The following is a 25,686-nucleotide window of genomic DNA, read 5'->3' as shown; positions in this document are numbered from 1 at the left end:
GAGGACCGCCGCGCCGCCGGCGTGCTCACGGCCCCTCCTGCACGGGTCGGAGCCGTCGGGGCCGCCGTCAGGGCCGTACCGCCGGTTCGAGCAGCGACAAGGTCCGTTGCTGCGCATCGAGGCCGGCACGGATGCCGACCGGCATCGGCAGGTTCGGGCCGGCGTGCCCGAAGTCGACGTTGCCCAGGACCGGGATGTCACGGTCGCCGAGGACGTCGAGGACGAGCTCGGGCAGAGTGGGGGAGGCGCCGGGCTCCAGTCCGCCGATCCCGCGCGGCACACCCACGACCATGCCGGAGATCCGATCGAGGATGCCGCTGTGCCGCAGCACCTGCAGGTAGCTCCACACGTACGAGGCCAGCCCGCCCATCTCCTCCCAGAACAGCACCGCACCGTCGAACCGTTCGAGCGGCAGCGCGAAACGCGTCGCCTGCGCCAGCACGATGCGATTGATCACCCCGCCGATCAGCGGGCCCTCGACACGGCCAGGACGCCAGCACTCCCACGTCGGGCTCGCAGGCAGCGCACCGATCGCCTCGGTCCCGGTCAGCAACCTGGCGTAGAGCTCGACGAGTTCCGCTCGGCGCGCCACGGGCGCGGACTGCCAGTGCCCGCCGAAGCCCGGGACGGCCATGTCGGCATGGAACCCGACCAAACCCGTGCGCGCATGGAGCACCAGGTGCAGCAGCGAGATGTCGCTGTAGCCGAGGATCGGCTTGGGGTCGGCCCTGATCGCCTCGACGTCGATCAGGTCCAGATAGCCGAGCGCCGTCTGTCCGCCGTCACTCGCGACGATCGCGCGCACCTCGGGATCACGCAGCAGACCGTTGAGCTCCCCGGCGATCTCCGCCGGCGTGGCCGCGCTCCACCACTGGCGGCGTCCTGCTTCGAGCAGCGGCGCCCGGCGCACCCGGAACCCCATCCGTTCGAACACGGCCACCGTCTGCTCGACGTTGGGCTCGTGAGCGGCCTCCAACGGACCGGAGAGCGAGGCGATGACGACGAGATCCCCGGGCACCAGGGCACGCGGTCGAAGCAGTTGAGGCAGTCGAGACTGTTGGGGCTGTTGGGGCTGTTGGGGCTGTTGGGGCTGTTGGGGCAGTCTGGGCAGTTGCGGCAGTCGTGGCCGTGCAGAACCAGTCATGGCGTCAGTGTCGCCGATGCCCTCGGCAGGGTCACCCGACTTTCGCCGGCCGGCGGCCCGCCCCGATGCGGACCCTTCGCGCAGGCGTGCTCGGCGGGCATGAGCCCAGCCCGCGGAACACCACCCGCTCAGCGCCTCGCGGCGGCCGTCTGACCCGCGGCCTGCAGGAGCAGGTCGCGTAGGGCGGTGGCGGCCTCCGACGGTTCGGCGGGGGTGAGGACGACCTGGTCGGCGGTGGTCGAGGGGCCGGTGAGGGGGATGACGCGCAGTCCGGAGGGCCGGTGGTCGAGGGCGGATTCGACGGTGATGCCGATGCCCGTACCGGCGGCGACGTGGGCAGCGATGTCGTGCACACTGTCGGCGGTCCTGATGATGCGCAGGTCGGCCCCGCCGATGTGGAAGGCGGACAGGAGGCGGTCGCAGAGGCCGCTGTTGATCTGGTGGGGCCAGGTGAGCAGGCCGGTGGTGGAGAGTTCGGCGGCGCTCAGCTCGCTGCGGCCGGCGAGGGGGTGGGCGTCCGGGACGAGCGCCATGAACCGCTCGGTGGACAGGACGGTCGCGCGGACGCCGGTGATGCCGTCGGTCGCCCAGCCGATGCCCAGCCCGATCGACTCCGCGCGCAGGGCGGTGAGTTGGGCGGTGGTCGGCATGGTCTCGGGCACGATCGCCACGTCGGGGAAGCGCTCGCGCAGTTGCGGCAGGCAGCGCAACAGCAGCTGGTGGCCGGTGTATTCGGCGTGGGCGACGACCAGGGTGGTGGCCGCCCGGCCGCCGGCGGCGAGCGCGCGTCCGCGCTGCTGGAACCGGCGCAGCTGGGCGAGGGCGGCGTGGGCGTCGGGCAGCAGCGCCTCGCCGAGCTCGGTCAGTTCCACCCGGCGGCTGGTGCGGTGGAACAGCCGCCCGCCCAGGGCGTTCTCGAGCCGCCTGACGGCGTCGCTGACGGTGGGCTGCCCCCGGTGCAGCCGCGCGGCGGCCCGGCCGAAGTGCAGTTCCTCGGCGACGACGACGAATGCTTCCAGCTCGATCCGGTCCACCGGAACAGGTTAGCGCGATCGATCGGTGGGGCCGATCGCTGCGGGTCGGAGTTCGGCGTTGATGCGGTGGGGTGCGTGGGGTGTGATGGGTGGGCAGCAGCGAGTTCCCGAGCAATGGAAGTAGTGAACAGGCATGGCAGTCAAGGATGTTGGCGTCGGCGTGGACAATGAGGAGGCGCCGGCGGTCACGGTGGCGGTGGTCTACCACTCGGTGCACGGACACACCCGGGTGTTGGCCGAGCACCTAGCCGAGGGGGCGCGGCTGGTGCCGGGGGCCCGGGTGCACCTGGTGGAGGTGCGGGCCGAGGATGTGGTCGCGGGGCGTTGGCACGATGCGGAGGTGTTGGCGCTGCTGGAGCGCTCCGATGCGATCGTGCTGGGGTGTCCGACGCTGATGGGCAGTGTGTCGGCGGTGTTCAAGGCGTTCATGGAGGCGGCGTTCACGCCGTTCGTCACGCAGGCGTGGAAGGACAAGCTGGCCGGCGGGTTCACCATGTCCGCCTCGCAGAGTGGCGACAAGCTGGCGGTGCTGGAGCAACTGGCGGTTTTCGCAGCGCAGTTGGGGATGCAGTGGATCGGCGTGGGGGACATGCCGGGCAACAACTGGAGCGGTGGCTCGCGCGACGACGTGAACCGGCTGGGCTCGTGGCTGGGCCTGATGAGCCAGAGCCACGCCGACCAGGGCCCGGAGCAGGCCGGGTCGCGCGGTGACCTGATCACCGCGCGGCGCTACGGCGAGCGGATCGCCCGGCTGACGCAGCGCTGGGTCAACGCCGTGCCGTACGAGACCGATCGGATGACGGAGCACGAGGCCCGGGCCCTGTCGGCCTCCCTGCGGTCGGCCGGAATGGAGGCGGCCGGAACGGAGGCGGCCGGGGCCTGACCAGGCCTGACCAGGCTTGACCAGGCAGAAGGAGCTGCGGCGGCCGGGCGTCGACGAGGCCGTTCGTATCCACCCTCTATGATCCAGCGCTGGGGGGACAGGTCGCTGGGCTGGTACGACACCGCTGTGTCCGCTCTCCCTTCGGCGGCGCGGGACCGCGTCGCCGATCCGACGAGCGGGAGACGAACTCTCGGTGATACCCACTCAACGCCTGGGCCGCGGGCTGCTGGCCGGCGCCTCGGCGCTCGCGCTGGCGCTGCTGCCGGCGGGCCTCGCGCCCGTGACGGCGGCCGCCGCGCCGTCCGACGTTACAACCGGGGACGGGTCCGGGCCGGCGCCGGTGGACCTCGATGCCACGCGCGCCTTCTCGGACACCTTCCGGCTGGACCCGGCTCTGGACACCGACCCGCTGTACGGGCTGAACGTCGGGCTCGACGCCCGGCAGTCGCCGCCCGCCGGTCAGCACGGGATCTCCTACACCCGGGTCTCCGGCCGCTGGGACACCTCGGTGGCGCCCGACCAGTGGTTCGTCCAGACCAGCCACCCGGATCACCCCAACAAGCTGCTGTTCGCCAAAGGCGTCTCCGCGGTGATGCTCGGCGCGCCGGCCGTCGCGGACGACAGCGGCCACTACACCGTCTCGACGGTCATCGACCCGGTCGTCGGGGACACCGGCGGCAGTGACTGGGGCTCGATCGTGCTGAGCCGCAGCCACCGCAGCAACGGTTACGTCACCGGCAGCGACGTCGACCTCGGCCTGACCGTCACCTCGGGCGGCAAGCTCGCCCTGTTCCACGGCGGCAGCGGCGAGACTCCCTTCTGGACCGGCACGGTGGCGCCCACGGCGCAGTACGCCGTCTCGCTGGCCGTCTCCACCGGCGCCGACCGCGCCGTCACCCTGACGGTCAACGGCACCCCGTTCACCGTCTCCGCGCCGGCCGGGGTGACCCGCTGGCCGGGCAGCGAGTTCCTCTACCTCGGCGCCTACCTCTCCAGCGGGGACCGCGTCACCACCTTCGGCGACGGCGCCGGTCACGGCCTGGACGTCAGCCGGATCGACACCACGGCCACCCGCAGCGCCAAGCCGTTCGTCGACACCTTCGACGGCGCGCCCAACGCCACTGCCGACTTCGGCCTCAACCGGGACCTCAGCGCCCGCCAGCCGAGCCTGGTCTCGGCGAACTACAGCGCCGTCTCGGGTGTCAAGGGCCTGGCCGTCGACCCGCCGGCGGGCTCGGTGCAGGTCAACAGCCCGGCCCACCCGAACGTGCTCTCGTTCCCGAAGGGCACCTCGGCCGTCCGGCTGAACAGGCCGGCCACCTCGGACGTCCCGACCGGCGCCTACACGGTGCACGCCGTCCTGACACCGGTCGTCGGCAGCACCCCGAGCGCCGACAGCGCCGCCGGCCAGGACTGGGCCTCGCTCGCCGTCAGCAACGCCTCGGGCGGCACGGGTGCCGTGGACGCCGAGGACGTCGCGATCGGCCTGCGCGTCCAGGCCGACGGCGGGCTGACACTCTTCCAGGGCGGCACCCCGACCGCACTGGCCGCCGTCCCGCCGAATGCCGTCCCGACCGCCGCCCGGCCGGCCGGCTCCTACGAGGTGTCGCTCACCCTGGCCACCGGCGACCGGCAGCAGGCGACCGTGAAGGTCGACGGCGCGACGGTCTTCTCCGGCCGCACCGCCGCCCAGCTGCCCCGCGACGGCTACGTCTCGCTCGGCGCCCACCACTCGGCGGCCGGCCAGGTCACCACGGTGGACGACCTGCGGGTCACCATGCTGGGCGGGCTCGGCTACTACGGGTTCTTCGACATCCGGGATCCGAACTCGCCGAACTACGGCGCCAACCACGCGCCGGAGGTGGCGCAGTGGACCAACTTCAACAACTACCTGCGCGACCAGGACCGCCGTCTGGAGTTCCTGGACCAGTGCCTGCCGGGCTCCTGCGTGATCGACCTCAACCAGGAGACGGTGGTCCCGCGCTCGCCCAATGACTGGCAGGTCAACCCGAACCCGAACGCCGCGCAGAACCTGCTCGACCTGGTGCAGCGCATCGGTTCGAACATCGACAAGATCGGCGCCGTCGACATGACGGACGAGGCCTACTCGCACGGTCTGAGCGCCGACCAGGTCATGACGCAGGCCCAGCAGATCAGGGCCGCGTTCCCGGACAAGCTGCTGATCATGAGCCTCGACCGCTGGAACGCCGAGCAGACCGCGCCGATCCCGTCCACCGTCGACATCGTCGGCTTCGACTACTACTGCAAGGGCCGGCACGAGGTGCAGTGGCGGCTGGACCACCTGAAGACCTTCCTCTCCTCGCCGGACCAGCACCTGATGCTCTTCCCGGAGTCCACCAACCAGACCGGCATCGCCGACAACTGCTTCCCCGACCGGACCGACACCGACGTCGCGGCGTTCAACGCCGAGTACCGCGGGATCGCCGCGCAGGACCCGCGCGTCGTCTACCTGCAGAACTTCCGCTGGCTGGGCCCGGACCAGCCGGCCAAGGTGCCGCTGACCGCCGCGGCGCAGAAGCGGATCGGCGCAGCCGTGGTCAACGCCACGCCCACGCCGGTGCCCGCCTCGGTGGGCGTCTACCGGCCGTCCGACGGCAGCTTCGGCGAGGCCGCCCACAACGGCTGGTACACCGGCCAGAACGTGTTCGGCGGCGGCGGCAACGCCGTCCCGCTGACCGGCCACTGGAACGGGCCGGGCACCGACACCGTCGGCGTCTACCACCCCGACACGGCGACCTTCCAGCTGTCGAACGACAACGCCACCGTGGCCGCCACCTTCCCCTTCGGGATCCCCGGTGACGTCCCGCTGGTCGGCGACTGGAGCGGGCAGGGACGGACCGCGGTCGGCGTCTACCGGCCCGGCGAGCAGGTCTTCTACCTGTCCGACGACAACGTCACCGTCAAGTACCGGATCAAGCTGGGCAACGCGGGCTGGAAGCCGCTGGTCGGCGACTGGGACGGCAACGGCACCACCACCGTCGCCGTCTACGACCCGCAGACCCAGACCTTCTACCTGAACGACTCCAACCAGACGGAGCACCCGCGGCCTGGCGTCAGGTTCGGCAACCCCGGCGACGTTCCCGTCAAGGGCGACTGGGACGGCACCGGCAAGGAGACCATCGGCGTCTACCGGCCCGGTGACCAGACCTTCTACGGGGCCGCCGAGAACTCCGACCTGGTGATCTACAGCAAGCAGTTCGGCAACCCGGGCGACGTCCCGCTGGTGGGCAACTGGGGCTGACGGGCCTCCTGTTCGGATGACTGCGGCAGGGCGCCCCGGAAGGAGCGCCCCGCCGCAGTCACCCGATCGCCAGCCGCCGTACGGCGGCGTCCAGACGAGCCAGGGTGCGGTCACGGCCCAGGACCGCCAGGGACTCGAACAGCGGCAGGCCCACCGTCCGGCCGGTCACCGCCACCCGCACCGGCGCCTGGGCCTTGCCCAGCTTCAGCCCGTGCTCGGCGGCCACCGCCTCCAGCGCCGCCCGCAGCTCCCCGGCCTCCCAGGGCCGCGTCGCGGCGAGCCGTTCCCGGGCCGTGCGCAGCAGGGCGGCCGAGCGGTCCCCATCCTTCATCGCCTTCGCCCAGGAGGCCTCGTCGCGCACCGGCTCGGGCAGGAAGAGGAAGTCGACCTGCTGGACGATCTCGCCGAGCACCGCGATCCGGGACTGGGCGAGCGGGGCGAGGACGGCGAAGGCCTGCGGGTCGAAGTCCTCGGCCGCCCACGGCACTTCGGGTGCGGTGAGCCACGGGCGGCAGGCCGCGGTGAACTCCTCCTCCCCCATCGCCCGCAGGTACTCGCCGTTGAAGGAGCGCAGCTTCGCCACGTCGAAGTACGCCGAGGCGGCGTTGACGTCCGCCACCCGGAAGGACTGCTCCAGCTCGGCGTAGGGGCGCAGCTCCACGTCGTCCTTCGGCCCCCAGCCCAGCAGCATCAGGTAGTTGACCATCGCCTCGGGCAGGTAGCCGTCCGCCAGGTAGTCCTCCAGCGCGACCTTGTCCCGGCGCTTGGACAGCTTCTGCCGCTTCTCGTTCACGATCACCGGCAGATGCGCCCAGACCGGCGGCACCGCCCCGAGCGCCTCCCACAGCAGCTGCTGCTTGGGCGTGTTCGACAGGTGCTCCTCGCCGCGGACGACCTGGGTGATGCCCTGCTCCAGGTCGTCGACGACGTTGGCGAGCAGGAACACCGGGCTGCCGTCGCCCCGGGCGATCACGAAGTCCTCGATGGCGGAGTTGGGGAAGGCGGGCTCCCCGCGGATCAGGTCCACCACGACGGTGGCGCCCTCGTCCGGGGTGCGGAAGCGCAGGGCGCGCCCCCCGGCGGGGCCCAGGCCCCGCTCCCGGCAGAAGCCGTCGTACCCGAGCTGCGCCGAGCCGGTGCGCTCGGCCAACTCCTCGCGGGTGCAGTCGCAGTGGTAGGCGCGGCCGGCGGCGTGCAGCTTCTCGGCGGCGGCACGGTGCCGTTCGGCGTTCGCGGACTGGAAGTAGGGCCCCTCGAAGGCCGGGTCGCCCGCGTGGATGCCGATCGCGGCGAGGGCGCCGATGATGCCCGCGGTCCATTCGGGGCGGTTGCGGGCGGCGTCGGTGTCCTCGATCCGCAGCACGAAGGTGCCGCCCTGCTGTCGCGCCGTCGCCCAGTTGTACAGGGCCGAACGGGCGCCGCCGACGTGGAACATGCCGGTGGGGCTCGGGGCGAATCGGACACGGACGGGACGGGAGGCCTCGGTCATGCACGGAGCGTAGCGGTGACCGGGCCGTCACCGGGAACGGTTTCGTCCCGGGTCGCCCCTCGCGTACAGCCGGCTGCTGCGGCCGGCTCGTGCAGCTGCTACAGCATGACGAGCAGCTTGGTGTCCGGCACCAGCTTGCGGTTGACGGAGGTCGACTGGACGAACACGGTGTACGACGGGTTGTCGCCCGGCTTCACCGTGACCTCCGAGTCCGGCAGGCCGAGGAGCCGGCGGGCCGCCGGGCCGGAGAAGACGCGGCCCGTCATCCGGCCGGTGTCCGGGTCCTTCTCCGCCACGGCGAGCTGCTTGCTGCCCTGGATCTTCTCGCGCTTGGACAGCTCGTAGAAGGCGCAGCCGGTGGTGTACGGGTGCCCGGTGCTGGTGACGAAGTCGCGGATCGGCGTCTGCCGGTCGACCGGTATCAGGATGTACTTGCCGGAGTCCAGGGCGTCGAGGTTGGCCGCCACGTCCGCGGTGCTCAGGTCCTGGCCCATGGCGAAGAGGTTCCTGGTGCCGCGCACGCCCTGCTCGCGGCCGCGCAGGAAGCTGGTGGCGGCCGACTTGACCGTGCCGATGGCCTCCTCGACGCCCTCGCTGGAGTCCGCGTCCCAGATCGCGATGTTGCCCGCGGGGAAGCCGTACTCCTGGGCGGTGCGCTTGGCCAGGGAGTTGGGGACGAGGATCGCCGAGGTCCAGTGGTCGGGGAGGTCGTCCATGGCGCCGTGGATGCGGTCCTTCCACGTGCGCAGGACCTTCGCGCCCTGGCTGCCGGTCATGCGGGTGTGCATCTGGCCGTTCTGCGAGTAGCCGGAGGCGTTCTCCTCGCCGTCGGTGACGACGACCTGGAGGAAGGAGTGCTCCCCGTACCCCTCCCAGATGTTCTTCAGGTCGTCGACGGACTTGACCGCTGCCTCGATCAGCGCCGTCGCGCCGTTGTCGACCCCGTAGAGGCCCCGAAGGGACGGCAGGTGCTTGACGTCCATGTCCCAGACCAGGTTCTGCACCTCGTGGTCGAAGGCGTAGAGGCTAATCCGGGTCTCGTGCCCGAGCCGGTCCGACTCCTCCTGCAGGCCCTTCACGAACTCGTCCACGACGCGGATGAGTTGGGCCTCGTGCCGGCGCATCGAGCCGGACTTGTCGACCACCAGCGAGACGTGGTTGACCTTGTGCTTGATCCTGTTCGCGGACATGCTTCTACCCCTCGTGTCGACGCTCTCGTGACGCCTTTTCGGCGCCTTTCCGGCGCTCCCTCCGACGTGCTTCCCACTCTATGAGGAGGCACTGACAAGGCCGGATTCCCCGTCGGATCGCTGACGGAGGATCAGTAGGGTGAGCCCGGACCGGTACCGGAGTGCAGAGGCGGGAGTCGGGGAGAGCGATGGCTGGATCGAAGGAACAGCGCGGCTGGATAGGCCGGTTGCTCGGCGGTGGCGGCGGCCGCCGTCCGCGCGCCGGGCGTGACACGCCGCCCGCTCAGGCCGTATCGGGGCAGGGCGTACCGGGGCAGGGCGTACCGGACCGGACCGCCGCTCCCGGATCGGCCGCCGGATCGGCCGCCGGCTTGGCCCCCGGATCGGCTGCCGGTGAGGACCCACGGGCGTGGACCAGGCCCGCGGAGCTGGTGGACCTGTCCTCGCTGCCCCCGCACCTGGCCGAGGCCCTGGTCGGCGTCGCGGCGACGATCGACCAGGCCGACCAGGCACGCGCGGACGGCGACCGGGAGGAGGCCGAACGCCTGCTGCGGGACGCGGTCGAGTCGGTGGTCGACCCCTACCGGCAGCTGGCCGAGGAACGGCTCGGGACGCTGCTGTCCGAGAACGGCGAGGTCGAGGAGGCCGTCGCCCTGTGGCTGCGCGCGGCCGAGGGGCCCGACCCCGGCCTGCGCCAGGCCGTCAAGGTCTACCTGGGGTCCATCCCCTTCTCCGATGCCCGGTTCCTGGTGAACGCCGAACCGGCGACCGTACAGGCCCTGATTCCCCAGGCCTGGGGCTTCGGGCGGTTGGGCGCCGCGGTGTACCAGGCCTCCGCCCACCGGCACCGGGACGCCTCCCCCGCGGTGCGCCGCCAGCTGCTGGCGCTGGACGCCGCCCGGTACGGGGAGCCCGAGCTGGCGGCCCGGATCGACGCCGTGCCGGTGGCCGACGAGGGCTCCCCGCGCCGGCGCGTCGAGTGGGCCAGCGGCACCCAACTCGGCGGCTGCCGCTGGAGCGTGGCCGGTCACCCGCAGGGGGTGTCGGCGGTCGCCGTGGGAGCTGCGGCCCAGGCCCGGGCCTCGGTCGTGGTCACCGGTGGGGACGACGGCACCGTGCGCCTGTGGGACCTGGCCACCGGCGACCCGGTCGGCGAGCCGATGGCCGACCACACCGGGCCGGTCTACGCCGTGGCGACGGCCGACCTGGACGGCCGCCCGGTGGCGGTGTCGGCCGGCACCGACCAGGACGTACGGATCTGGGACCTGACGACGCACCGGCTCCTGCACCCGCCGTTGGCCGGGCACACCGACTGGGTGACCGGCGTCGCCACGGGCGCGCTGCGCGGTCGCACGGTGGCCGTCACCTGCGGCGACGACCGCAGCGTCCGGGTCTGGGACCTGGCCACCGGCGACCCGGTCGGCCGGCCGATGAGCGAGCCGGCCGGCCGCGGCAACCCCCGTCTGGGCAGGCTGACGGCGGTGGCCACGACGGAGCTCGGCCGCCGGACCGTCGCGGTCACCGGTGACTTCGCCGGGACCGTCCGGGTGTGGGACCTCGCGAAGGGCCGTCAGCTGCGGAGGCCCCTGGCCACGGGGACCGGTGCGGTGCAGTCGCTGGCCGTACTGCCGGTCGGCGGCCGCCCGACGGCCGTCGTCGGCGGGTCCGACGGCACGGCCACGCTGTGGGACCTGGAGACGGGCGCACAGGTCGGCGAGAGCCTTGCCGGCTCGACCCCGTGGGACCAGACGGTGGCGGCGGCCCAGACCGGGGCCGGCCCGGTGGTGGTCACCAGCGACCACACCGGCATCGTGCGGCTCTGGGATCCGGCCACCGGACGCCAGACCGCCCAGGCCTTCGCCGGCCCCCTCGGCGAGACGCGGGCGCTGGCGCTGACCGTGACGGACGGGCGGCCGGTGGTCCTCGTCGGCACCGACGACGGCAGGGTCCACCGCTGGGATCCGGCCACCGACGGCCGCCCCGTCGGCCACCCGCTGCCCGGTCACGGCGCCCCGGTGACGGCGGTGACGGCCGTGACGACGGTCGAGGGCACCACGGTGGTGGTCAGCGCCAGTTGGGACGAAACGGTACGCCTCTGGGACCTCGCCACCGGCGCCGAGGCGGGCCGGCCGCTCACCGGGGACGGCGACGACGACGGCACCGAGGACGGGTACGACGAGGACACGTACGACGCCGAGGACGACGAGGACGACGACGAGAACGACGACGAGAACAGCGACGAGGACGACACCGATCACGGGTACGGCGGCGGCGACGCGGTGCGCGCGCTGGCGACGGCGGTGATCGACGGGCGTCCCGTGGTGCTCACCGCCTGGCACGACACCGAGCTCCGGCTCTGGGATCCGGCCAGCGGAACCCTCCCGGGCAACCCCCTCCCCCACGACGCCGAGGTGGACGCCGTGGCGACGGCGACGCTCGACGGCCGCCCGGTCGCCGTCACCGGCAGCACGGAGGGTGACGTCCGGCTCTGGGACCTCACCACCGGCGAGGACCTGCACGGCCCCCTGACCGGACACGAATCCGAGGTGATCGCGGTGGCCACCACGACCATCGACGGCCGCCCGGTCGCGGTCACGGCGGACGAAGAAACGGTACGGCTGTGGGACCTGGCCTCCGGCGCGCCGATCGGCACCCCGCTCGGGGTTCCGCTCGGGGTTCCGCTCGCCCTGCCGGAGGCCGAAGACACTCCCTGCATCGAGACGCTGGCAACGGCCCTGGTCGACGGCCGCCCGGTGGTGGCAGTGGGCAGCGACGACGGCCTGGTCCACCTCTGGGACCTGACCACCCGTGCCCTCACCGGCCCGCCCCTGCGCACCGCCGACGACGGCCCCACCGCGCTGACCACCACCCAGGTCGCAGGCCGACCCGCCCTCATCACCGGCACCACCGACGGCACCGTCCGCACCTGGGACCTGGCCACCCTCGACCCGATCGGCCCCGACCTGGTCCTGCCCTTTCCGGTCCACGCCCTGGCCACGGCCCCGGCGGACCGGCTGATCGTCGGATTCGGCTGGGAGGTCGGCGTCTTCCGCCTGCTCACCCCCGGAGCACCAACCGACGCGTGACCCCGTCCGCCGGCAGCACCGCTCCGCACGGCAACGGCCTCCCCCGTCCTGAGACGGGGGAGGCCGGATTCCCTGCTCACCTGATCATCACGCCAGGGCAAGCACCACGCACCGCCCGAGCAGTTGATCGCGGGACGGGCCCAGCTCATCGCGGGGGCCCGTCTCACCGAGTCACCCGAGGATGCCCCGGCGTCCAGGCCGGGAGGAATCGGGCCTCCCGCGCAGCGAGTCAGGGACAGCCGTACCGCCGCCCAGGCGGTCCGGCGTCGGAGGACCCCGGGCACGCCCGGTACACCTACCGTCTGCGCGTGTCGTCCACGGCCGCCGCGCTGCACCGTCCCGCCCAAGCTGCAAACCCTCCACGACACCCTGGCCGGCACGCAGCGGACGGCGACGGCCATGAGCCGGCTCTCGAAGGGCATCGTCGCCGCCCAAAAGACCCAGGAGCCCACATGACACATCGCACCGAGCAATCAGCGAACCAGAACGAGATCTCCCAGGAACGAGTCGCCGAAGTGCAGGAGGTCATCGACCGCATCACACGCTGGGCCACGACCCGCCGGGACATCGTCGGCCTGCTGCTGGTCGGCTCATACGCCCGCAATGCCGCGCGGCCTGACTCCGATATCGACATCGTCCTGCTCACGACAGACCAGACCCAGTACTTCAACAACACCTGGGCCGACGAGCTCGCCCTCGGCGAGCTCGTGCGAACGCAAGCGTGGGGGCCCATCACCGAACGACGCTATGCCACGACCTCAGGTTTGGAAGTCGAGATCGGCATCGGGTCTCCGGAGTGGGCACAGACGGACCCCGTCGACCCTGGCACACGTCGCGTCGTCACCGATGGCGCCCGCCCGCTGCATGATCCGGCAGGAGTCCTTGCCTCTCTGATCCAGACATGCGGATCATGACCACCTCGTCGACCGCCTCCAGGAGGCCCGGGACCAGGGCCGGCTCGGCGAGGTCGCCGCGATCGAGGCCAGCCTCGTCGCCGCCGAACAGAAGCTCACCGTAGCGCGTAGCCACGGCGCGGAAGCGCTTGAGCCGGTTGATCGTGCGCTCGACCTCGTTGCGGCTCTCGTATCTCTCCTTGTCAAACGGCCTTGGGTGAAATTGGGGTCGGGGCGTGTTGGCCTGGCGGTTCGGCTGCTGGTGGGTGACCAGCAGCCGGTCGACGAACTCCAGCTTCGGCCTGCGGCCGGCTCCCTCCGCCCGGCGCCGCTCGCCGCCCCGCTGTCGACCAAGCTCCGACTCACGCCGGGCCCACCAACGTGGCGACAACTCTCCGAGCAACTCACCGAGATGTCCGCGAGAGACCCCGGACAGGGCAGGATGGGAACAGGCCGCACGAGCCCAGGTAAGCGTCACAACTCACCCAACCCATGCGGCCCTTCTCAGGTCACGGCGCGAGCGGAACCGCGACGCAGGTATCAGGCCGGAACGGACCGGATCACAACCAACGAGCCGTCATAGAAAGGCTGTTGCCGCAGGGCGCCGAACCGGGCGTCCCAAGCTCCGCTGTCCAGGTCGCCCCGCAAATCCGCGGCGAATCGTTCGCGCGACTGCTCGTCGACGAAGCTCCACGCCGAGCACGCCTGCCGGGCACCGGGGTCGAGCAGCATCTCGGGGCGCGCGTAGTACGCCTCGTTGAAGCCGTCGGTGCAGTCGACGGGTATCGGCACCCGGGTCACCGTCGTGTGTCCGCCGAGAGTCTCGGTCAGGTCCGCGATCACCGGATAACGGCGCGCCTCCGTGTCCAACACCTCCGGCGCGTACTCGTACAGCCAGAAGTCCCGAACGAGATCAGGGTCGCAGGTCAGCACGACGACGGGGCCGCGTGCCACCCGGCGCATCTCGCGCAGCCCTGCCTTGAAGTCGCTCCACTGGTGCACGCTGAAGGTGGTCATCGCCGCGTCGAACACGTCGTCGCCGAACGGCAGGTTCTCGGCCACAGCATCGACGGCGGCCGACAGGTGTGCGGGGCGCTGGGCACGCATCGACGCGGACGGCTCAACCGCCGTCACCTCCAGCGTCGCCGACTCGTATGACCCCGCCCCGGCCCCGACATTGACCACCGTGCGCGCCCCACCCAGGGCGGCGGTGATCGCCTGCTCGATCCTTGCGTCCGGCTGTCGGTAGGTGGCGTACCCGCCGCCTATCGTGCCGTAGTCCGCATCCCCTGCGCTGCCGTCCGCCCCGCGTTCGCTCATGATCCAAACCTAGCCACGCCGTCAACACTTCCATCCCGGCCACCGCGTCCCGGGCCGCCGACCGGAAACCCTCACTGAGCCTGTACCAGCAGATCATCGGTGACCGTCCGTGGCGTTCCGGTGGAGCAGACTCACCATGCTCCAGCACCAGCGCGAGCGATTACGGCGGGAGCTGTATGCCTTATCGCCGCCCAAGCGGTCGGGACGGGTACCTGGATGCCCACCGCCGAGGCGCTTTACCCGGATGCGTTCGAGGACTGGGATCAACTGCGGGCTATCGCTCCACTCATAGGCCGTTTTCCAGCTCCCGAACCGGTTCGGCAGATCCCGCCACGGGACTCCTGTGCGGATCCGGAACAAGATCCCGTTGATCACTGTTCGGTGGTCACTCCAACGCCCGCCCCAGCCTCCGGACTTCGGCAGATGGGGCACAAGAGGATCAAAACGGAACCGACAGCCCGGCCTCGCGCAGTTGGGAGAGGGCTGTGGACATGCACTGCTGCACAGTCCTCCCATCGGCACGCAGGCCATGCTCCAAGGGACCGCCGCTGGCTGCGAACGTCCACGCCGGCGCGTTATCAGCCACCCTCTCGGCGTCAATCCTGACCATGGCATTCACGCCCTGCCCACCCAGCCATTCCAGGATGAGGAGTGTCACGTCCTCGATGCCACCATCCTGGTCGAACTCTGGCCGACGGCCCTGGTTTCCTGTCATTGCCCAGACTCTACCGAGGAGTCCGAAGCAGTCGGCATCCAGCGGTCAGGCCGGGAGGATCAGCCCCTGGTTTCCTGTCATTGCCCAGACTCTACCGAGGAGTCCGAAGCAGTCGGCATCCAGCGGTCAGGCCGGGAGGACCAGCCCCTGGTTTCCGTTCTGGCGAAGAGTTCAGCGCACTCGCCGGCGAAGGAACAGAGCTGGTCCACGACCTGCCGGTACTCCTGCGGATCCCGCACCACGTTCGACGTGGCGTCGGTCCACTGCTGCCACAGGCCACCGGCGGCAAGGTATCGGGATGCTCGCTCGGTCCCGAGGACGGCATCGAGGTGAAGCAGTGTGCTGAGAGCAAAGGTCCGGTCGTAGACGAGGTCGGGTTGAGGCAAGTAGCGATCAAGGTATCTGCAGACCAGATCGGCGTCCGCGCTGGTGCCGAAAGTGGCAAGAGTGATGCAGTAGGACCCGCCGTAGGGGCCTCCGCTCGCCAGCAGGAGCTCGCCGATGCGGCTGCGGAACTCGGTCCTGCCGGCTACGACAACCAGCCAGGAGGCAGTCCTACACTCTCGCCAACCGCCTTCGAAAAGGATGCCGAGCTCAGCGGGAGTGATCTCCCCGGCAGCCTGGACCAGCTCCCTCTTGAAAAGGTCGCGCTCAGGCCCGCTCAACCGCAGGAAGCTTCCACCCAGCCACAGGTACCGCCGGCCGGGCGCGACGAATCGTCGGACCAGGTCCATGAGCTCGGGGTCGGTGTTGGCACAGCGCATGGCCGCATCCTCGCCCGGCGAGGACCCAGCTGCCAGCGATTTACACAGAGCCTGGAGTAGCGATCGCTGGTTCAGAGAAGCTTGTGTCAGATGCTCGCTCCTTCGGCCTGACCCGGCCCAACGGGCACGGCTTGCAGAGATCCGCGACAATTTGAGGTCGAAGGACTCAAGGTCAGCCTCGCCGGCGCCGAGGATAAGCTCGCCCGGATCGACCGGCGCTCCCAACAACGAACCGTCGTCGGTCTCGGCATCCCTACGACCAGGAGCGAAGGCCAGTGAGCACCGGTTCGGGTCAAAGAGAACCAGAGCGTGATCCGAGTACTTGGCCGATCGAACGTCTCCAGGCGTTCACTGCGGACGCTCACGACCGGTCGCAGCTTGAGTCGGTCCGCGTTGTCGCCCAGCAACACGCCTACGACTCCAACCAACCCCGCGACGCGCGTCGGCATTGGGCTGAGCTGTCCCTGCTGGCGAACAGGCGCATGCGCGGCGACGACGTGGAGGGATCAGCACGCGCACTCCAGCAGGACTTCATGCTGCGAACATGGGTGATCGTCCACCTCGGTCCCGAGGACGAGAACTCCGACTGGAGTCCAGAGGCACTGGGCGCCGACACGCTCGCCGCACTGGCGTACTCGCCATCAGAGGCCGCAGTCCTCGCCAGAGACTGGCGTGAACTTCCCATCGAACAGATCCGCGCGCTGCGGCGGCACAAGAACCTGACAGCCCACCTGGAGTGGCTCATCGGCCACCTGCAGCCCGGCCCGACGCGCGATCGGCTTCGTTCCTGGATGGAGACACGCCGACTGCTGCCCTGATCGAGATGGGCCGCAAGCACGGCCGTACCGTCCACCTCGTCCATCCGAACCACACCACGATGGAGTGCGCGCACTGCGGGGCGAGAGCCAAGCACCGCATGCCGCTGGGAGAACGTACGTACACCTGCACCGCGGCGCGGAGCCGTGGTGGCGGTGGCGAAGCCGTCCGCCGCGCGTGCCGGGCCCGGGCCACCAGGCGGGGGTACATCCGGCGCAGCCCGAGGGGAGCGGGGCCGAGCAGGATCAGCGGCACCGGGCGTCAGGGTGCCGACGTGGGCCAGGGGACGTCGGTGGCCACCGCGGCCGTGTAGTCGACGCCCGGGACGGAGAACCCGTACAGGCGCCGGACCTCGGCGCGGAACCAGTCGAGGTCGGCGAGGCCCGCGATGATCTCCGTGGTGGCGGCCGCCCAGCGTTCGGCGACGGCCGCCTGGACCTCGTCGGTGACCGGGAGCACGAGGAGCCGCAATCTGACGCTGTCGCTAACCTGGCTCCGTGACGCAGCAGATGAGCACGGTGGTCCTGATGTGCGGTCTTCCGGGGGCGGGCAAGACCACCTACGCGATGGAGCTGGTGCGACGCGGTTTCGCTCGGCTGTCGATCGACGAGGTGGTCTGGCAACGACTCGGGCAGCGCGACGCTGGCCTGGTGCTGGAAGCCGAGGCATTCGACCAGCTCAAGGAAGAGGTCCGCCGCGAACAGCGGCAGGAACTGGTCAAGCTGATGCTGGCTGGGCGCGACGTAGTGGTGGACTACAGCTTCTGGAGTCGCGCCGCCCGCGACGACTACAAGACGCTGATTGAAAGCCACGGTTGTCGCTGGGAACTGGTCCACCTCAAGGCCGACCGCACAACGCTGGAGCGTCGCCTCGAGCGACGCAACAGCATGGAAGGCGCCAACTCCGTCACCGTGGATGAGACGCTGTTCAACCGCTACATGGCCAACTTCGAGGAGCCGAGCGGAGAGGGCGAGCGGGTCGTCATGCAGCCCTCGATCTGAGGATCTGAAGCTGCTCGGGCTCGGCGTCCGTCTCGTCCTCGCGCTTCACGACCGGCCCACGCTGGGGGTTGAAGTCCAGCCGCGTAGGCCGAAGACCGAGACTCAGGGCGTCAAGATCATCCCGCTGCCCCTTTTTGGGCTTACCTTGGATCCCATCCGCCGCGGCCAAGGCCACTCGCTTCGGATCACCGCGCCGCTCGAACTCCACCGCGCCGCGCTGCAGCAGAGCGCCGCCCTCGCAGCCGACACGGCAGGGCCGGCCGAGCGCAAGGCCCACCGGGTCTACGCCACCCGGATCACAGTCGCTGAGAGGCCGTGAGCTCGTTTGGGGCTGGTGACACGGTCGTTAACGGCATCCCGTCTTGGAGTGTTCCACCACTTTCCCGGCCACGAGCCCGCCATCCGTCGGCACATCCCTCGGCGCACAACGGCCCTGCGGCGCGCCGACGGTGCTCCCGCACGCCGTCTACCGCGCGGCAGAACGGGACGCGAGGATGGGCAGCCGATCACATCGCCTACGGGAAGGAGCAGCATGCAGCCGTCCAGGGGTGAGCACGAGAAGCCCGCACCCGATCCGGGGCAGGGAGACCCGCCGCCGGGCAACGCGGACGGGCAGGTCCCGGCCCCGCCGCCAGGCGACGGGAAGCACAAGAAGAAGTGACCGGCCGTCACAACACCGCCGCTCTGGACGCGCACCGAGCGGGCCAGGACGCGGCGATGGCGCAGGACGGGGCGTGGCCGGCCGACTCGCCATGGGTGCGCGAGGCCATGGCCGTGCTGCCGCGCGACCGGTTCGCGCCGGACCGGCTGTGGCGCTGGGACGGCCGCGCCTACGAACCGCTCGACCGGGCGACCGATCCGCGCGGCTGGGCCGAGGAGCTGTACGGCGGCATCCACGCCCCGGCCGTCACCCGGCTCGACACCGGCGGCCTGCCGTCCTCCTCGCTGTCCGCGCCCGCCGTGGTCGCCGACATGCTGGACAGCCTCCTGCTGGAGCCCGGCCACCGGGTCTGGGACATCGGCGCCGGGCAGGGCTGGACCACCGCGCTCGCCGCTCACCGGGCCGGGCCCCGCCGGGTGGTCGCCACCGAACTCGACGCCGGGCTGGCCGAGTTCGCCCGCCGGCGGCTGGCGGCCGCGGGCGTCGACGCCGAGGTGCTGACCGGCGACGCCACCCGGGACGGACCGCCCGGCGGCCGGCCGGTGGACCGGATCCACGCCGGCTACGCGGTGGAGGCCGTCCCCTGGGGCTGGGTGGAAGCCGTACGACCGGGCGGGCGGATCGTCTACCCGTGGGGCCGGCTGGGGCACGTCGCCCTCACCCGCGCCGAGGACGGCCGCAGCGCCGCCGGGTGGGTGCAGGGCCTCGCCCGGTTCATGGCCGACCGCACCGCCCCCGCGCCCGCCCCCGCGCCCGCGCCCGCCGGCCGCGTCGCCTACGCGGCAGTGCGCGGCGACGGCGAACCGCAGACGCGCAGCCCGGTGGACCGCGACCCGGCCCCGCTCGCGGACGACTGGCACCTGCGGTTCGCGATCCGGGTCGCCGTACCGGACGCGGTGCTGCTCACCGGCCGCGACCAGGACGGCGTCAACGCCTGGATCCACGACGGCGACCGCTCCTGGGCGGCCCTCACCGCCCGCGGCGACGGCACCGCCCTGCTCTTCCAGGGCGGCCCCCGCCCGATCGGCGACGAGGTCCTCACCGCCTGGTCCCAGTGGGACGCCCTCGGCCGCCCCAGCCGCTACGACTACGGCATCACCGTCACCCCCGACAAGCAGTGGGCCTGGCTGCACACCCCGGACGGCCCGCACTGGCCGATCGGAGTGTGCAGCCAGGCATGACGGGCAGCCAGGAGACGGTGCTGGTGGTGGTGCGCGGCCCGAGCGGCGCGGGGAAGTCGAGCGTCGCCGCGCGCCTGCGCACCGCGTACGGGCGTGGCCTGGCCGTCGTCGCCCAGGACCTGCTGCGCCGCACCGTGCTGCGCGAGCGGGACGTCCCCGGGGGCGCCAACATCGGCCTGATCGACGTGGTCGCGCGACATGCCCTCGACCACGGCTTCCACGTCGTCGTGGAGGGCGTCCTCGCCGCCGAGCGCTACCGGGAGATGCTGGCCCGGCTCGCCGCCGACCACCGGGGGCGCAGCCACCTCTACTACCTGGACGTCGACTTCGCGGAGACCGTCCGCCGACACGCCACCCGCCCGCAGGCCGCCGAGTTCTCCCCAGCGGCCATGGCCGACTGGAGAACCCCCGAGGAGCGCGGCGCGCTCCGATCGGAGCCAGGACCGCTCGGTCAGCATCTCGGTCTGCGCCGCCTACGGGGCACGGCCGCAGGCGGTCCGTCCTCGATCACCGGGTCGGCCCAGCGAGAACCTCGCCCTCGGCCCGGATGAGCCGTTCCCACCCGCTCGCCCGGATCTCGCCCAGGCTCGCCGGCCTGGTCAGCAGGTCCACGGTCACGAAGCCGTCCTCCGGCGCCCCTTCCCCGGGCGGCGCCCACCGACCGGCCATGCACTCCTCGCACTCCAGCAGCACACGCCCCCCGTCGGTGTCGACGGAGAAGACGACCAGCCCGTTCGAGCAGCACCAACACTCGACGCTGCTCCGAACTGCCTCGACCACGCGGTCCTCCCTCTCCCACCGGCGCCCGATCCTACCGACAGCGCCATCGGCCCCCGGCCACGCCCTCGTACGCCGGTCGAAGGCCCCGGCCCGGCGCTCACCGCGACGTCCGATCGGCGGGCGTTCACGCCGGGTCGGCCTGGTCGGTGGTGTCCAGCAGTTCCTCGGAGAGGACTGCGAGCGCACCGGGTTCGAGGCGGAGCAGCGTCGGCAGGCACAGTTGCCAGTGTCCGATGACCAGGGCGTGGGCAAGGACGCGGCGGCCGTCGGCGGGTGGGAGGTCGGGGGCCATGGCGGCGAGTGCGCGGGCCTGCTCGGACGGGTCCGCGATCGACCGCGCAAGCTGCTCGGCGCGCCTCGGTTCGCCGGCCTTGGCGAGGTGATGGGCGACGGCTGCCAGCGCCTCGGCTTGGGGGCGGGGTTCGAGGATGAGTCGGGCCAGCTGCTCGGCCTGCTCCTGGTCGCCCAGGTCGAGGCAGGTCCGGACGGTCTCGGCGAGGGCCCTGGCTCTCGTCCGTGGTTGGTCGATGGTGTGGATGATCGACGCGGCTCGGTCGGGTGCGCCGGCTGCGGCGATCACCGACGCGACGTCGGCCAGGGTGGTCGCCCGCAGCGGCTCGGTGGTGATGGACCGGGCGAGTGCCTCGGCCCGCGGCAGGTCTCCCACCTGCGCGCAGGTACGGGCGATCTCGCTGATGGCCTGCTCCCGGCAGGGGGTGTTGGCGATCGAGTCGGCTGCCAGCTCGGCCTGTCCGAGGAGCCTCTTGCTCCGTGCGGAATCGCCGTTGCCGGCTACGGTCAGGGCGAGTGCGGCGAAGCCTCCGGCACGCAGTTGTGGATGGGTGATCGCGCCGATGCTGCGTTCGGCCTGCTCGGGTTCGGCCGCCGCCTCCGCCCTGCGCGCCACGGCGATCAGGGCCTTGGCCTGCTGGTAGGGGTGGCTGATCTCCCGGGCGACCTGTTCGTCCCGGACCAGCTCGGCCCGGACCAGCTCGGCCCGGATCGGTTCGGCGCCGTCGTCCACCGGGTGGGCAGGCGTGGCCTCCTGCGCAGGCAGGGATGTGCTGCCGTCCGGGGCGGCGGCCGAAGTCGCTTGCCCCGTGCTCCGGTTGTCGACCGGAACCGTCGGTGGGCGTCCGCTGCCTCCGCCGTGCCGGCTGACGTGACGTGCCGGAGTCGAGCGACGGCATGCGTACGATCGCTCTGGTCGACGCCTTCCATGCGGAGCTCCCGCACGGTGAGCGCGCTGAGGAGGCGCCAGGTCAGCTCGGTCCCGTCCGCTGACGCGGTGTCAATGCCGACATGGTGTGCAGCGGCGGCGACGACCTCGTCGAGGTACTCAAGTCGGCGCCGATTGGCCTGGTTGGTCCGTCCCGGGAACGCCACGGCCGAACGGAAGGCCCGTTCGTCCGCGACGTCCCGGGCGATGGTCGCCAGGTCGGCGATCTCCTTCACCTGAGCGTTGGAACCGGCGACGGTCAGACCGAGTTGCCACCGCCCCGAGGCCACCCGGGGCGCCTGGTCGCGAAGGACACGGAGGTAGGACCCGATCAGCTCGACCGAGGCGGTGTCGCTGGGAACGAAGGAGGGATCGCGCCGCACGCCGATCGACACGGTGCGCTCCGTACCGTCCGGCGCGAACCCGGTCACCACGAAGTCGTCCACCGCGCTGACATCACTCGCCTGGAAGGCGACCTCGTGCGGTGTGACGTCGTCTCCGAGCTCGGTGAGCGGATCGCCGGTCAGCAGGTGACTCAACAGCAGGGCGCCGTAACGGTGTTCCAGTACGGTCCCGCCACCACCCGTGGAGTACGGGCTTGCTCGTCTCTCGTCACGCTGGGAGCTGGCCGACACCCGGTCAGCCTAGTACTCCGACTGGTACCCCGACGAACCGTCGTTCCATCCCGTCGTGCCCTCGCGCCCGAACCGGCGCTTGTAGGCCGACGGGGTGATGCCCGTGTCGCGGCGCATCAGGGTGCGCAGGTTGGCGGCGGTGCCGAGGCCGCTGTGTCGGGCTACCAGCTCGAAGCGGTGCTCACCGCGTTCGATCAACCGGCAGGCCAGGGCGAGCCGTTCGCCGGTGAGCCACTTCAGCGGGGTCGTGCCCAGCTGAGCCCGGAAGCGGCGGTGCAGTGTCGCCGGGCTGACGGCCGCCCGGGCCGCGAGGTCCGGGACGGTGAGGGGCGAGTCCAGCCGTTCCTGCGCCCAGGCCAGCACCGGTGCCAGGGATTCGTCGGGCTGGTCGGGCACGGGCCGCTCCACGAACTGGCGCTGTCCGCCATCCCGGTGTGCGGCGAAGACCAGCCGCCGGCTCACGGCGTTGGCCACCTCGGCGCCGTGGTCGCGGCGGACCACGTGGAGCCCCAGGTCGAGGGCGGCCGCGCTCCCCGCGGCGGTGAGGATGTCGCCGTCGTCCACGAACAGCACGTCCGGTTCGAGGTGGACGGAGGGGAAGCGGGCCCGGAAGGCGTCCGCCCACTGCCAGTGCGCGGTGGCCCTGCGTCCGTCGAGGACTCCGGCCTCGGCCAGGGTGAAGGCCCCGCTGCAGAAGCCGATCAGGCGCGCGCCGCGGGCGTGCGCACGCCGGACGGCGTCCAGCACCGCGGGGCGGCGGGGCACGTCGACGTCGGGACGGTTGGGGACGATCAGGGTGTCCGCGTCATCGGCCGCCGCCAGGTCGGCGACTTCCGTCAGTGTGAAGAACCCGTCCCGCATCCGGGTGCGCGGTTCGGGGGAGCAGAGCCGGAAGTCGTACAGCTCGCGGCCGATCTCCGGTCTGCGCAGGCCGAAGACCTCGGTCGCGCAGCCGAGTTCGAAGGGGTTCGAGTTCGCGTCCACGATCACGACCACCCGGTGCGGGCCCGCTGCGCGAGCTCGGTGCGAGGATCCTTGCGTCATGTGCGATTCCTAGCACTCACACCGGCCGGAGGGAACACCCCAGGATGGGGCCCATGAGCAACCAGCCCATCCCCCTCAGCCAGGCCCTGGCCTCCTTCGACGCGCTGTGGAGCCCCCGCATCGTCTCCCGCGTCAACGACTACGACGTCCGCATCGCCAAGGTGCAGGGTGACCACATCTGGCACGTCCACGACGACACCGACGAGTTCTTCCTGGTGCTCGACGGGGAGTTGCGCATCTCCCTACGCGAGCCCGGGGGCGAAGCCGGCAGCGGGCCCGGCGCCGCGCCCGTGGTCGAGCGCACGGTCGTGCTGCCGCAAGGGTCGGTCTTCACCGTCCCGCGGGGCACGGAGCACAGGCCGTCCGCCCCGTCCGGTGCCTCGATCCTCATGTTCGAGCCGACCGGCACGCCCACCGTTGGCGACCGCCACGACGACATCCCCGACCACGTGGACGCGACGACCGGGCACGCCCTCGACGCGTGAACCGGGCGGCGGGGCCGGTCGGTGACCGGCCCCGCAACGGTGGCGGGGTCAGCCCCAGGGCGAGGGCGGGAACCAGAGGTACCCGAGCCTGGCCAGCATCCGGACGTCCCAGTACACGAGGGTGAAGACGCCGGCGACGAGGAAGGCCGCGGCGGTCAGGATGCTGATCCGGGTGGGGTCGGCGGCGAGGCGGCGTTGGAGGCGACCGCCGGTGCCGCGGGCGAGCAGGAGGAAGAGCAGGGCCATGACCGCGATGTTGCCGATCGACTGGAGGAGGAACGCGCCGGCGCCGTAGAGCGGGTTGTGGGTGTTGGCGGCGTGCCGGAAGAGGTCGCGGAAGAGCGGGTACGGCCGGCCGATCAGGAAGCCACCGATCAGGGCGCCGACGAGGACGAGCGGTGCGTTCGGGAAGCGGCGGGACAGTGCGGCCAGCGGATCCCTGATCAGGCCGACGGCGGCCAGGCCGAGCACGACCATCACGAGCCCGATCAGGCCGAAGGTCGCCATCGACTGGATCGAGCGGGGGGTCAGGCCCTTGCTCGCGGCCGTGGAGAACTGCGGCATGTGCGTGCCGGCGAGGCCGACCAGCGCCCCGTACGCGGCGGACACCGGTGCCATGCCCGCGAAGATCCAGCCGAGCGGCCGGGCGACGTGCAGGAGGCGGCCGCGCCGTGACGGGGTCTGTCCGACCAGCGGGCCGACGGCGCCGAAGGCCGCGATGTTGCAGGCGGTGAACGAGCCGGCCAGGCCGGAGACGAAGGCGAACAGGATGCCGGAGAGCACCCCGGTGATCGGCGTGCCGTGGGCGTCGTGCCCGAGCAGGGCGTCGGCGCTGCTGAAACCGATCTCGTCGTCGACGAGTTTCGCGTTCCAGGCGTACGCCAGCAGGAGCCCGCCGGCGGTGCCGAGCAGCAGGGTGGGCCAGCGGCGCGCGGGGAAGTCCCCGGTGACGAACAGTGAGGTGCGGGAGGGACGGTGCCGCGGGCCGTGGCGGGCCGGTGTGCCGGACCGGCCCGACCGGCCCGACCGGCCCGACGCGAAGGTGCTCACCGGGCGGTTCAGTTGCCGCCGCCGTAGCCGGAGTCGACGATCCGCTTCGCCCCCTGGGCGTAGTACTCCGGGTCGTCGGGCAGGTCGGTGGCCAGGCCGTCGACGTACCGGTTGTACATGCAGAACGCGGCCGCGATCAGGACGGTGTCGTGGATCTCGGTGTCGCCGGCGCCGGCCTCGCGGGCGGCCGCCACCGCCTCCTTCGAGACCGGCCCGACCGCCCCCTGCACCTCCGCCGCGATCCGCAGCAGGGCCCGCATCCGGTCCGTCACCGGCGCGGTCGCGGGGTCGGCCAGGACCGCCTCCACCAGCTCCTCGCCGCCCTCCAACTGCGCTGCGGCGAAGGCGCTGTGGGCACCCGTACAGAAGCGGGTGCCGTTGAGCCGCGACACGTAGGCGGCGACCAGCTCGCGCTCGCCCCGGCTCATCGGCGCGGGGTTGCGCAGCAGGGCGTCGGCGAGCATCCCCAGCGGGGCGGCGGTGTCCGGGCGCAGGGTCAGCAGGCCGCTGATGCCCGGCAGACCGTTGTCGATGCTGATGTGCGGCACGGTGAACTCCCTTGTCGGGGAAGGATAGAGAGCGCTCCATCAAGGATGGACAGCGCTCCATCGTCGTGACAGCCACACCGGTGCACCAACTTCGAGATTGCTCCGGTCCGTCGGATCCGGTGGTCAGTCGGTCCGCCCGGCCGAGGGCCGGGGCAGGCGGCAACTTCCTTCCCTTCCCGCCCACTTGCCCCGCCGCCACCTTCCGCGCCCGTCCCGGGGGGTCGCCGTCTCACTCCTTGGGCAATTCATGGGCAAAGCCCGGTAAAGGCTGCGAACGCCATCTTGAGGCCGTCGACGACCCGTCAGTAACGTCATGGTCACACCAACTCGCCGGCGGGGCCGTGCGAGCGGTGCGGTCACCGGCACGGTCGTGGGACGGCACGTCGGAACGTCCCGTCCCGTCCTGTCCCGTCCTGCCACTGACACCAGGCACTGAACACCAGGCACCAGGCACCAACACCCCGGGGCCCCAACTCCCGTCCAGCG

24 protein-coding genes and 3 pseudogenes are annotated in these 25,686 nt (G+C 71.7%); 11 read left to right on the top strand and 16 right to left on the bottom strand.

Annotated elements, in window-relative coordinates; all coding sequences use genetic code 11:
* Nucleotides 1–67: 67 nt before the first annotated feature.
* Both BX285_RS33705 and BX285_RS33700 read right to left on the bottom strand, forming a co-directional pair.
* A complete protein-coding gene (locus tag BX285_RS33705; protein WP_097241193.1) occupies nt 68–1,048 on the bottom strand; it encodes an LD-carboxypeptidase in 981 nt (326 codons plus the stop codon).
* A 224-nt stretch (nt 1,049–1,272) separates the two neighbouring features.
* On the bottom strand, nt 1,273–2,178 hold the full coding sequence (locus BX285_RS33700) for a LysR family transcriptional regulator (protein ID WP_097241119.1): 906 nt from the start codon (nt 2,176–2,178) through the stop codon (nt 1,273–1,275).
* 133 nt (nt 2,179–2,311) lie between these two features.
* Here BX285_RS33700 and BX285_RS33695 point away from each other — a divergent pair, with 133 nt between their 5' ends.
* Together BX285_RS33695 and BX285_RS33690 are read left to right on the top strand one after the other, a co-directional pair.
* On the top strand, nt 2,312–3,061 hold the full coding sequence (locus tag BX285_RS33695) for a flavodoxin family protein (RefSeq protein WP_121179379.1): 750 nt from the start codon (nt 2,312–2,314) through the stop codon (nt 3,059–3,061).
* A gap of 193 nt (nt 3,062–3,254) precedes the next feature.
* Nucleotides 3,255–6,323, top strand: a complete 3,069-nt coding sequence (locus BX285_RS33690; protein ID WP_121179378.1) for a hypothetical protein — start codon at nt 3,255–3,257, stop codon at nt 6,321–6,323.
* A gap of 58 nt (nt 6,324–6,381) precedes the next feature.
* Here the strand turns inward: BX285_RS33690 and gltX are convergent, their stop codons facing one another.
* Entirely contained in the window at nt 6,382–7,758 is a 1,377-nt protein-coding gene (gene gltX / locus BX285_RS33685; RefSeq protein ID WP_259470980.1) for a glutamate--tRNA ligase, read from the bottom strand.
* 152 nt (nt 7,759–7,910) lie between these two features.
* Nucleotides 7,911–9,002, bottom strand: a complete 1,092-nt coding sequence (locus BX285_RS33680; RefSeq protein WP_121179376.1) for a vWA domain-containing protein — start codon at nt 9,000–9,002, stop codon at nt 7,911–7,913.
* A gap of 431 nt (nt 9,003–9,433) precedes the next feature.
* On the opposite strand from BX285_RS33680, the gene BX285_RS33675 reads away from it, so the two are divergent.
* Both BX285_RS33675 and BX285_RS33670 read left to right on the top strand, forming a co-directional pair.
* Entirely contained in the window at nt 9,434–12,088 is a 2,655-nt protein-coding gene (locus BX285_RS33675; protein ID WP_121179375.1) for a WD40 repeat domain-containing protein, read from the top strand.
* A 452-nt stretch (nt 12,089–12,540) separates the two neighbouring features.
* Nucleotides 12,541–13,002, top strand: coding sequence for a nucleotidyltransferase family protein (locus BX285_RS33670; protein WP_121179374.1), 462 nt, complete (start codon nt 12,541–12,543; stop codon nt 13,000–13,002).
* 100 nt (nt 13,003–13,102) lie between these two features.
* Here BX285_RS33670 and BX285_RS33660 read toward each other — a convergent pair.
* The 5 genes and pseudogenes from BX285_RS33660 to BX285_RS33640 all read right to left on the bottom strand — a co-directional run.
* Nucleotides 13,103–13,198: pseudogene (locus tag BX285_RS33660) on the bottom strand (IS5/IS1182 family transposase); the annotation flags it as partial.
* A 323-nt stretch (nt 13,199–13,521) separates the two neighbouring features.
* Nucleotides 13,522–14,301, bottom strand: coding sequence for a class I SAM-dependent methyltransferase (locus BX285_RS33655; protein ID WP_097241124.1), 780 nt, complete (start codon nt 14,299–14,301; stop codon nt 13,522–13,524).
* Nucleotides 14,302–14,457: 156 nt separating this feature from the next.
* Nucleotides 14,458–14,733, bottom strand: a pseudogene (locus BX285_RS33650) (transposase); the annotation flags it as partial.
* A gap of 7 nt (nt 14,734–14,740) precedes the next feature.
* Nucleotides 14,741–15,016: a hypothetical protein gene (locus tag BX285_RS33645; RefSeq protein WP_097241125.1), complete on the bottom strand. Its 276-nt coding sequence runs from the start codon at nt 15,014–15,016 to the stop codon at nt 14,741–14,743.
* Between the two features lie 77 nt (nt 15,017–15,093).
* A complete protein-coding gene (locus tag BX285_RS33640; protein WP_220784014.1) occupies nt 15,094–15,780 on the bottom strand; it encodes a DUF6000 family protein in 687 nt (228 codons plus the stop codon).
* A 275-nt stretch (nt 15,781–16,055) separates the two neighbouring features.
* Here BX285_RS33640 and BX285_RS33630 point away from each other — a divergent pair, with 275 nt between their 5' ends.
* Both BX285_RS33630 and BX285_RS39655 read left to right on the top strand, forming a co-directional pair.
* Nucleotides 16,056–16,598: a hypothetical protein gene (locus tag BX285_RS33630; protein WP_121179373.1), complete on the top strand. Its 543-nt coding sequence runs from the start codon at nt 16,056–16,058 to the stop codon at nt 16,596–16,598.
* A 5-nt stretch (nt 16,599–16,603) separates the two neighbouring features.
* Entirely contained in the window at nt 16,604–16,909 is a 306-nt protein-coding gene (locus BX285_RS39655) for a zinc ribbon domain-containing protein (protein ID WP_398901748.1), read from the top strand.
* Here the strand turns inward: BX285_RS39655 and BX285_RS33615 are convergent.
* Nucleotides 16,858–17,070 (bottom strand): annotated as a pseudogene (locus BX285_RS33615) (enoyl-[acyl-carrier-protein] reductase FabV); the annotation flags it as partial. The gene BX285_RS39655 and the pseudogene BX285_RS33615 overlap by 52 nt on opposite strands.
* 23 nt (nt 17,071–17,093) lie before the next feature.
* Here BX285_RS33615 and BX285_RS33610 point away from each other — a divergent pair.
* From BX285_RS33610 to BX285_RS33595, 4 genes are all read left to right on the top strand, one after another.
* On the top strand, nt 17,094–17,597 hold the full coding sequence (locus BX285_RS33610; protein ID WP_220784013.1) for an ATP-binding protein: 504 nt from the start codon (nt 17,094–17,096) through the stop codon (nt 17,595–17,597).
* A gap of 532 nt (nt 17,598–18,129) precedes the next feature.
* Complete coding sequence (locus tag BX285_RS38880) at nt 18,130–18,258, top strand: hypothetical protein (protein ID WP_257033239.1); 129 nt, start codon at nt 18,130–18,132, stop codon at nt 18,256–18,258.
* Nucleotides 18,255–19,439, top strand: a complete 1,185-nt coding sequence (locus BX285_RS33600) for a protein-L-isoaspartate O-methyltransferase (RefSeq protein ID WP_259470951.1) — start codon at nt 18,255–18,257, stop codon at nt 19,437–19,439. Before BX285_RS38880 ends, BX285_RS33600 begins: the two co-directional genes overlap by 4 nt.
* Nucleotides 19,436–19,990, top strand: a complete 555-nt coding sequence (locus BX285_RS33595; RefSeq protein WP_121179370.1) for an AAA family ATPase — start codon at nt 19,436–19,438, stop codon at nt 19,988–19,990. Before BX285_RS33600 ends, BX285_RS33595 begins: the two co-directional genes overlap by 4 nt.
* Here the strand turns inward: BX285_RS33595 and BX285_RS33590 are convergent.
* From BX285_RS33590 to BX285_RS33575, 4 genes are all read right to left on the bottom strand, one after another.
* Nucleotides 19,947–20,219, bottom strand: coding sequence for a hypothetical protein (locus BX285_RS33590; RefSeq protein ID WP_097241127.1), 273 nt, complete (start codon nt 20,217–20,219; stop codon nt 19,947–19,949). The genes BX285_RS33595 and BX285_RS33590 overlap by 44 nt on opposite strands.
* Nucleotides 20,220–20,343: 124 nt before the next feature.
* On the bottom strand, nt 20,344–21,243 hold the full coding sequence (locus BX285_RS33585; protein WP_121179369.1) for a hypothetical protein: 900 nt from the start codon (nt 21,241–21,243) through the stop codon (nt 20,344–20,346).
* Nucleotides 21,132–22,073 (bottom strand): hypothetical protein, encoded by a 942-nt coding sequence (locus tag BX285_RS33580; protein WP_147465280.1) that lies wholly within the window; start codon nt 22,071–22,073, stop codon nt 21,132–21,134. Before BX285_RS33580 ends, BX285_RS33585 begins: the two co-directional genes overlap by 112 nt.
* 9 nt (nt 22,074–22,082) lie before the next feature.
* Nucleotides 22,083–23,117, bottom strand: a complete 1,035-nt coding sequence (locus BX285_RS33575; RefSeq protein WP_121179367.1) for a GlxA family transcriptional regulator — start codon at nt 23,115–23,117, stop codon at nt 22,083–22,085.
* A gap of 53 nt (nt 23,118–23,170) precedes the next feature.
* On the opposite strand from BX285_RS33575, the gene BX285_RS33570 reads away from it, so the two are divergent.
* A complete protein-coding gene (locus BX285_RS33570) occupies nt 23,171–23,602 on the top strand; it encodes a cupin domain-containing protein (RefSeq protein ID WP_097241131.1) in 432 nt (143 codons plus the stop codon).
* Between the two features lie 48 nt (nt 23,603–23,650).
* Here BX285_RS33570 and BX285_RS33565 read toward each other — a convergent pair whose 3' ends face one another.
* Together BX285_RS33565 and BX285_RS33560 are read right to left on the bottom strand one after the other, a co-directional pair.
* On the bottom strand, nt 23,651–24,652 hold the full coding sequence (locus BX285_RS33565) for a hypothetical protein (protein WP_259470950.1): 1,002 nt from the start codon (nt 24,650–24,652) through the stop codon (nt 23,651–23,653).
* An 8-nt stretch (nt 24,653–24,660) separates the two neighbouring features.
* Nucleotides 24,661–25,200 carry a carboxymuconolactone decarboxylase family protein gene (locus tag BX285_RS33560; protein ID WP_097241132.1) on the bottom strand — a complete coding sequence of 180 codons (540 nt, stop codon included), beginning with the start codon at nt 25,198–25,200 and terminating at the stop codon, nt 24,661–24,663.
* Nucleotides 25,201–25,686: the final 486 nt, after the last annotated feature.

Origin of the sequence: Streptomyces sp. 1114.5 (genome assembly GCF_003635085.1) — a bacterium.
Lineage (GTDB): Bacteria > Actinomycetota > Actinomycetes > Streptomycetales > Streptomycetaceae > Kitasatospora.
This window is presented reverse-complemented; position numbering and strand designations above follow the sequence as displayed.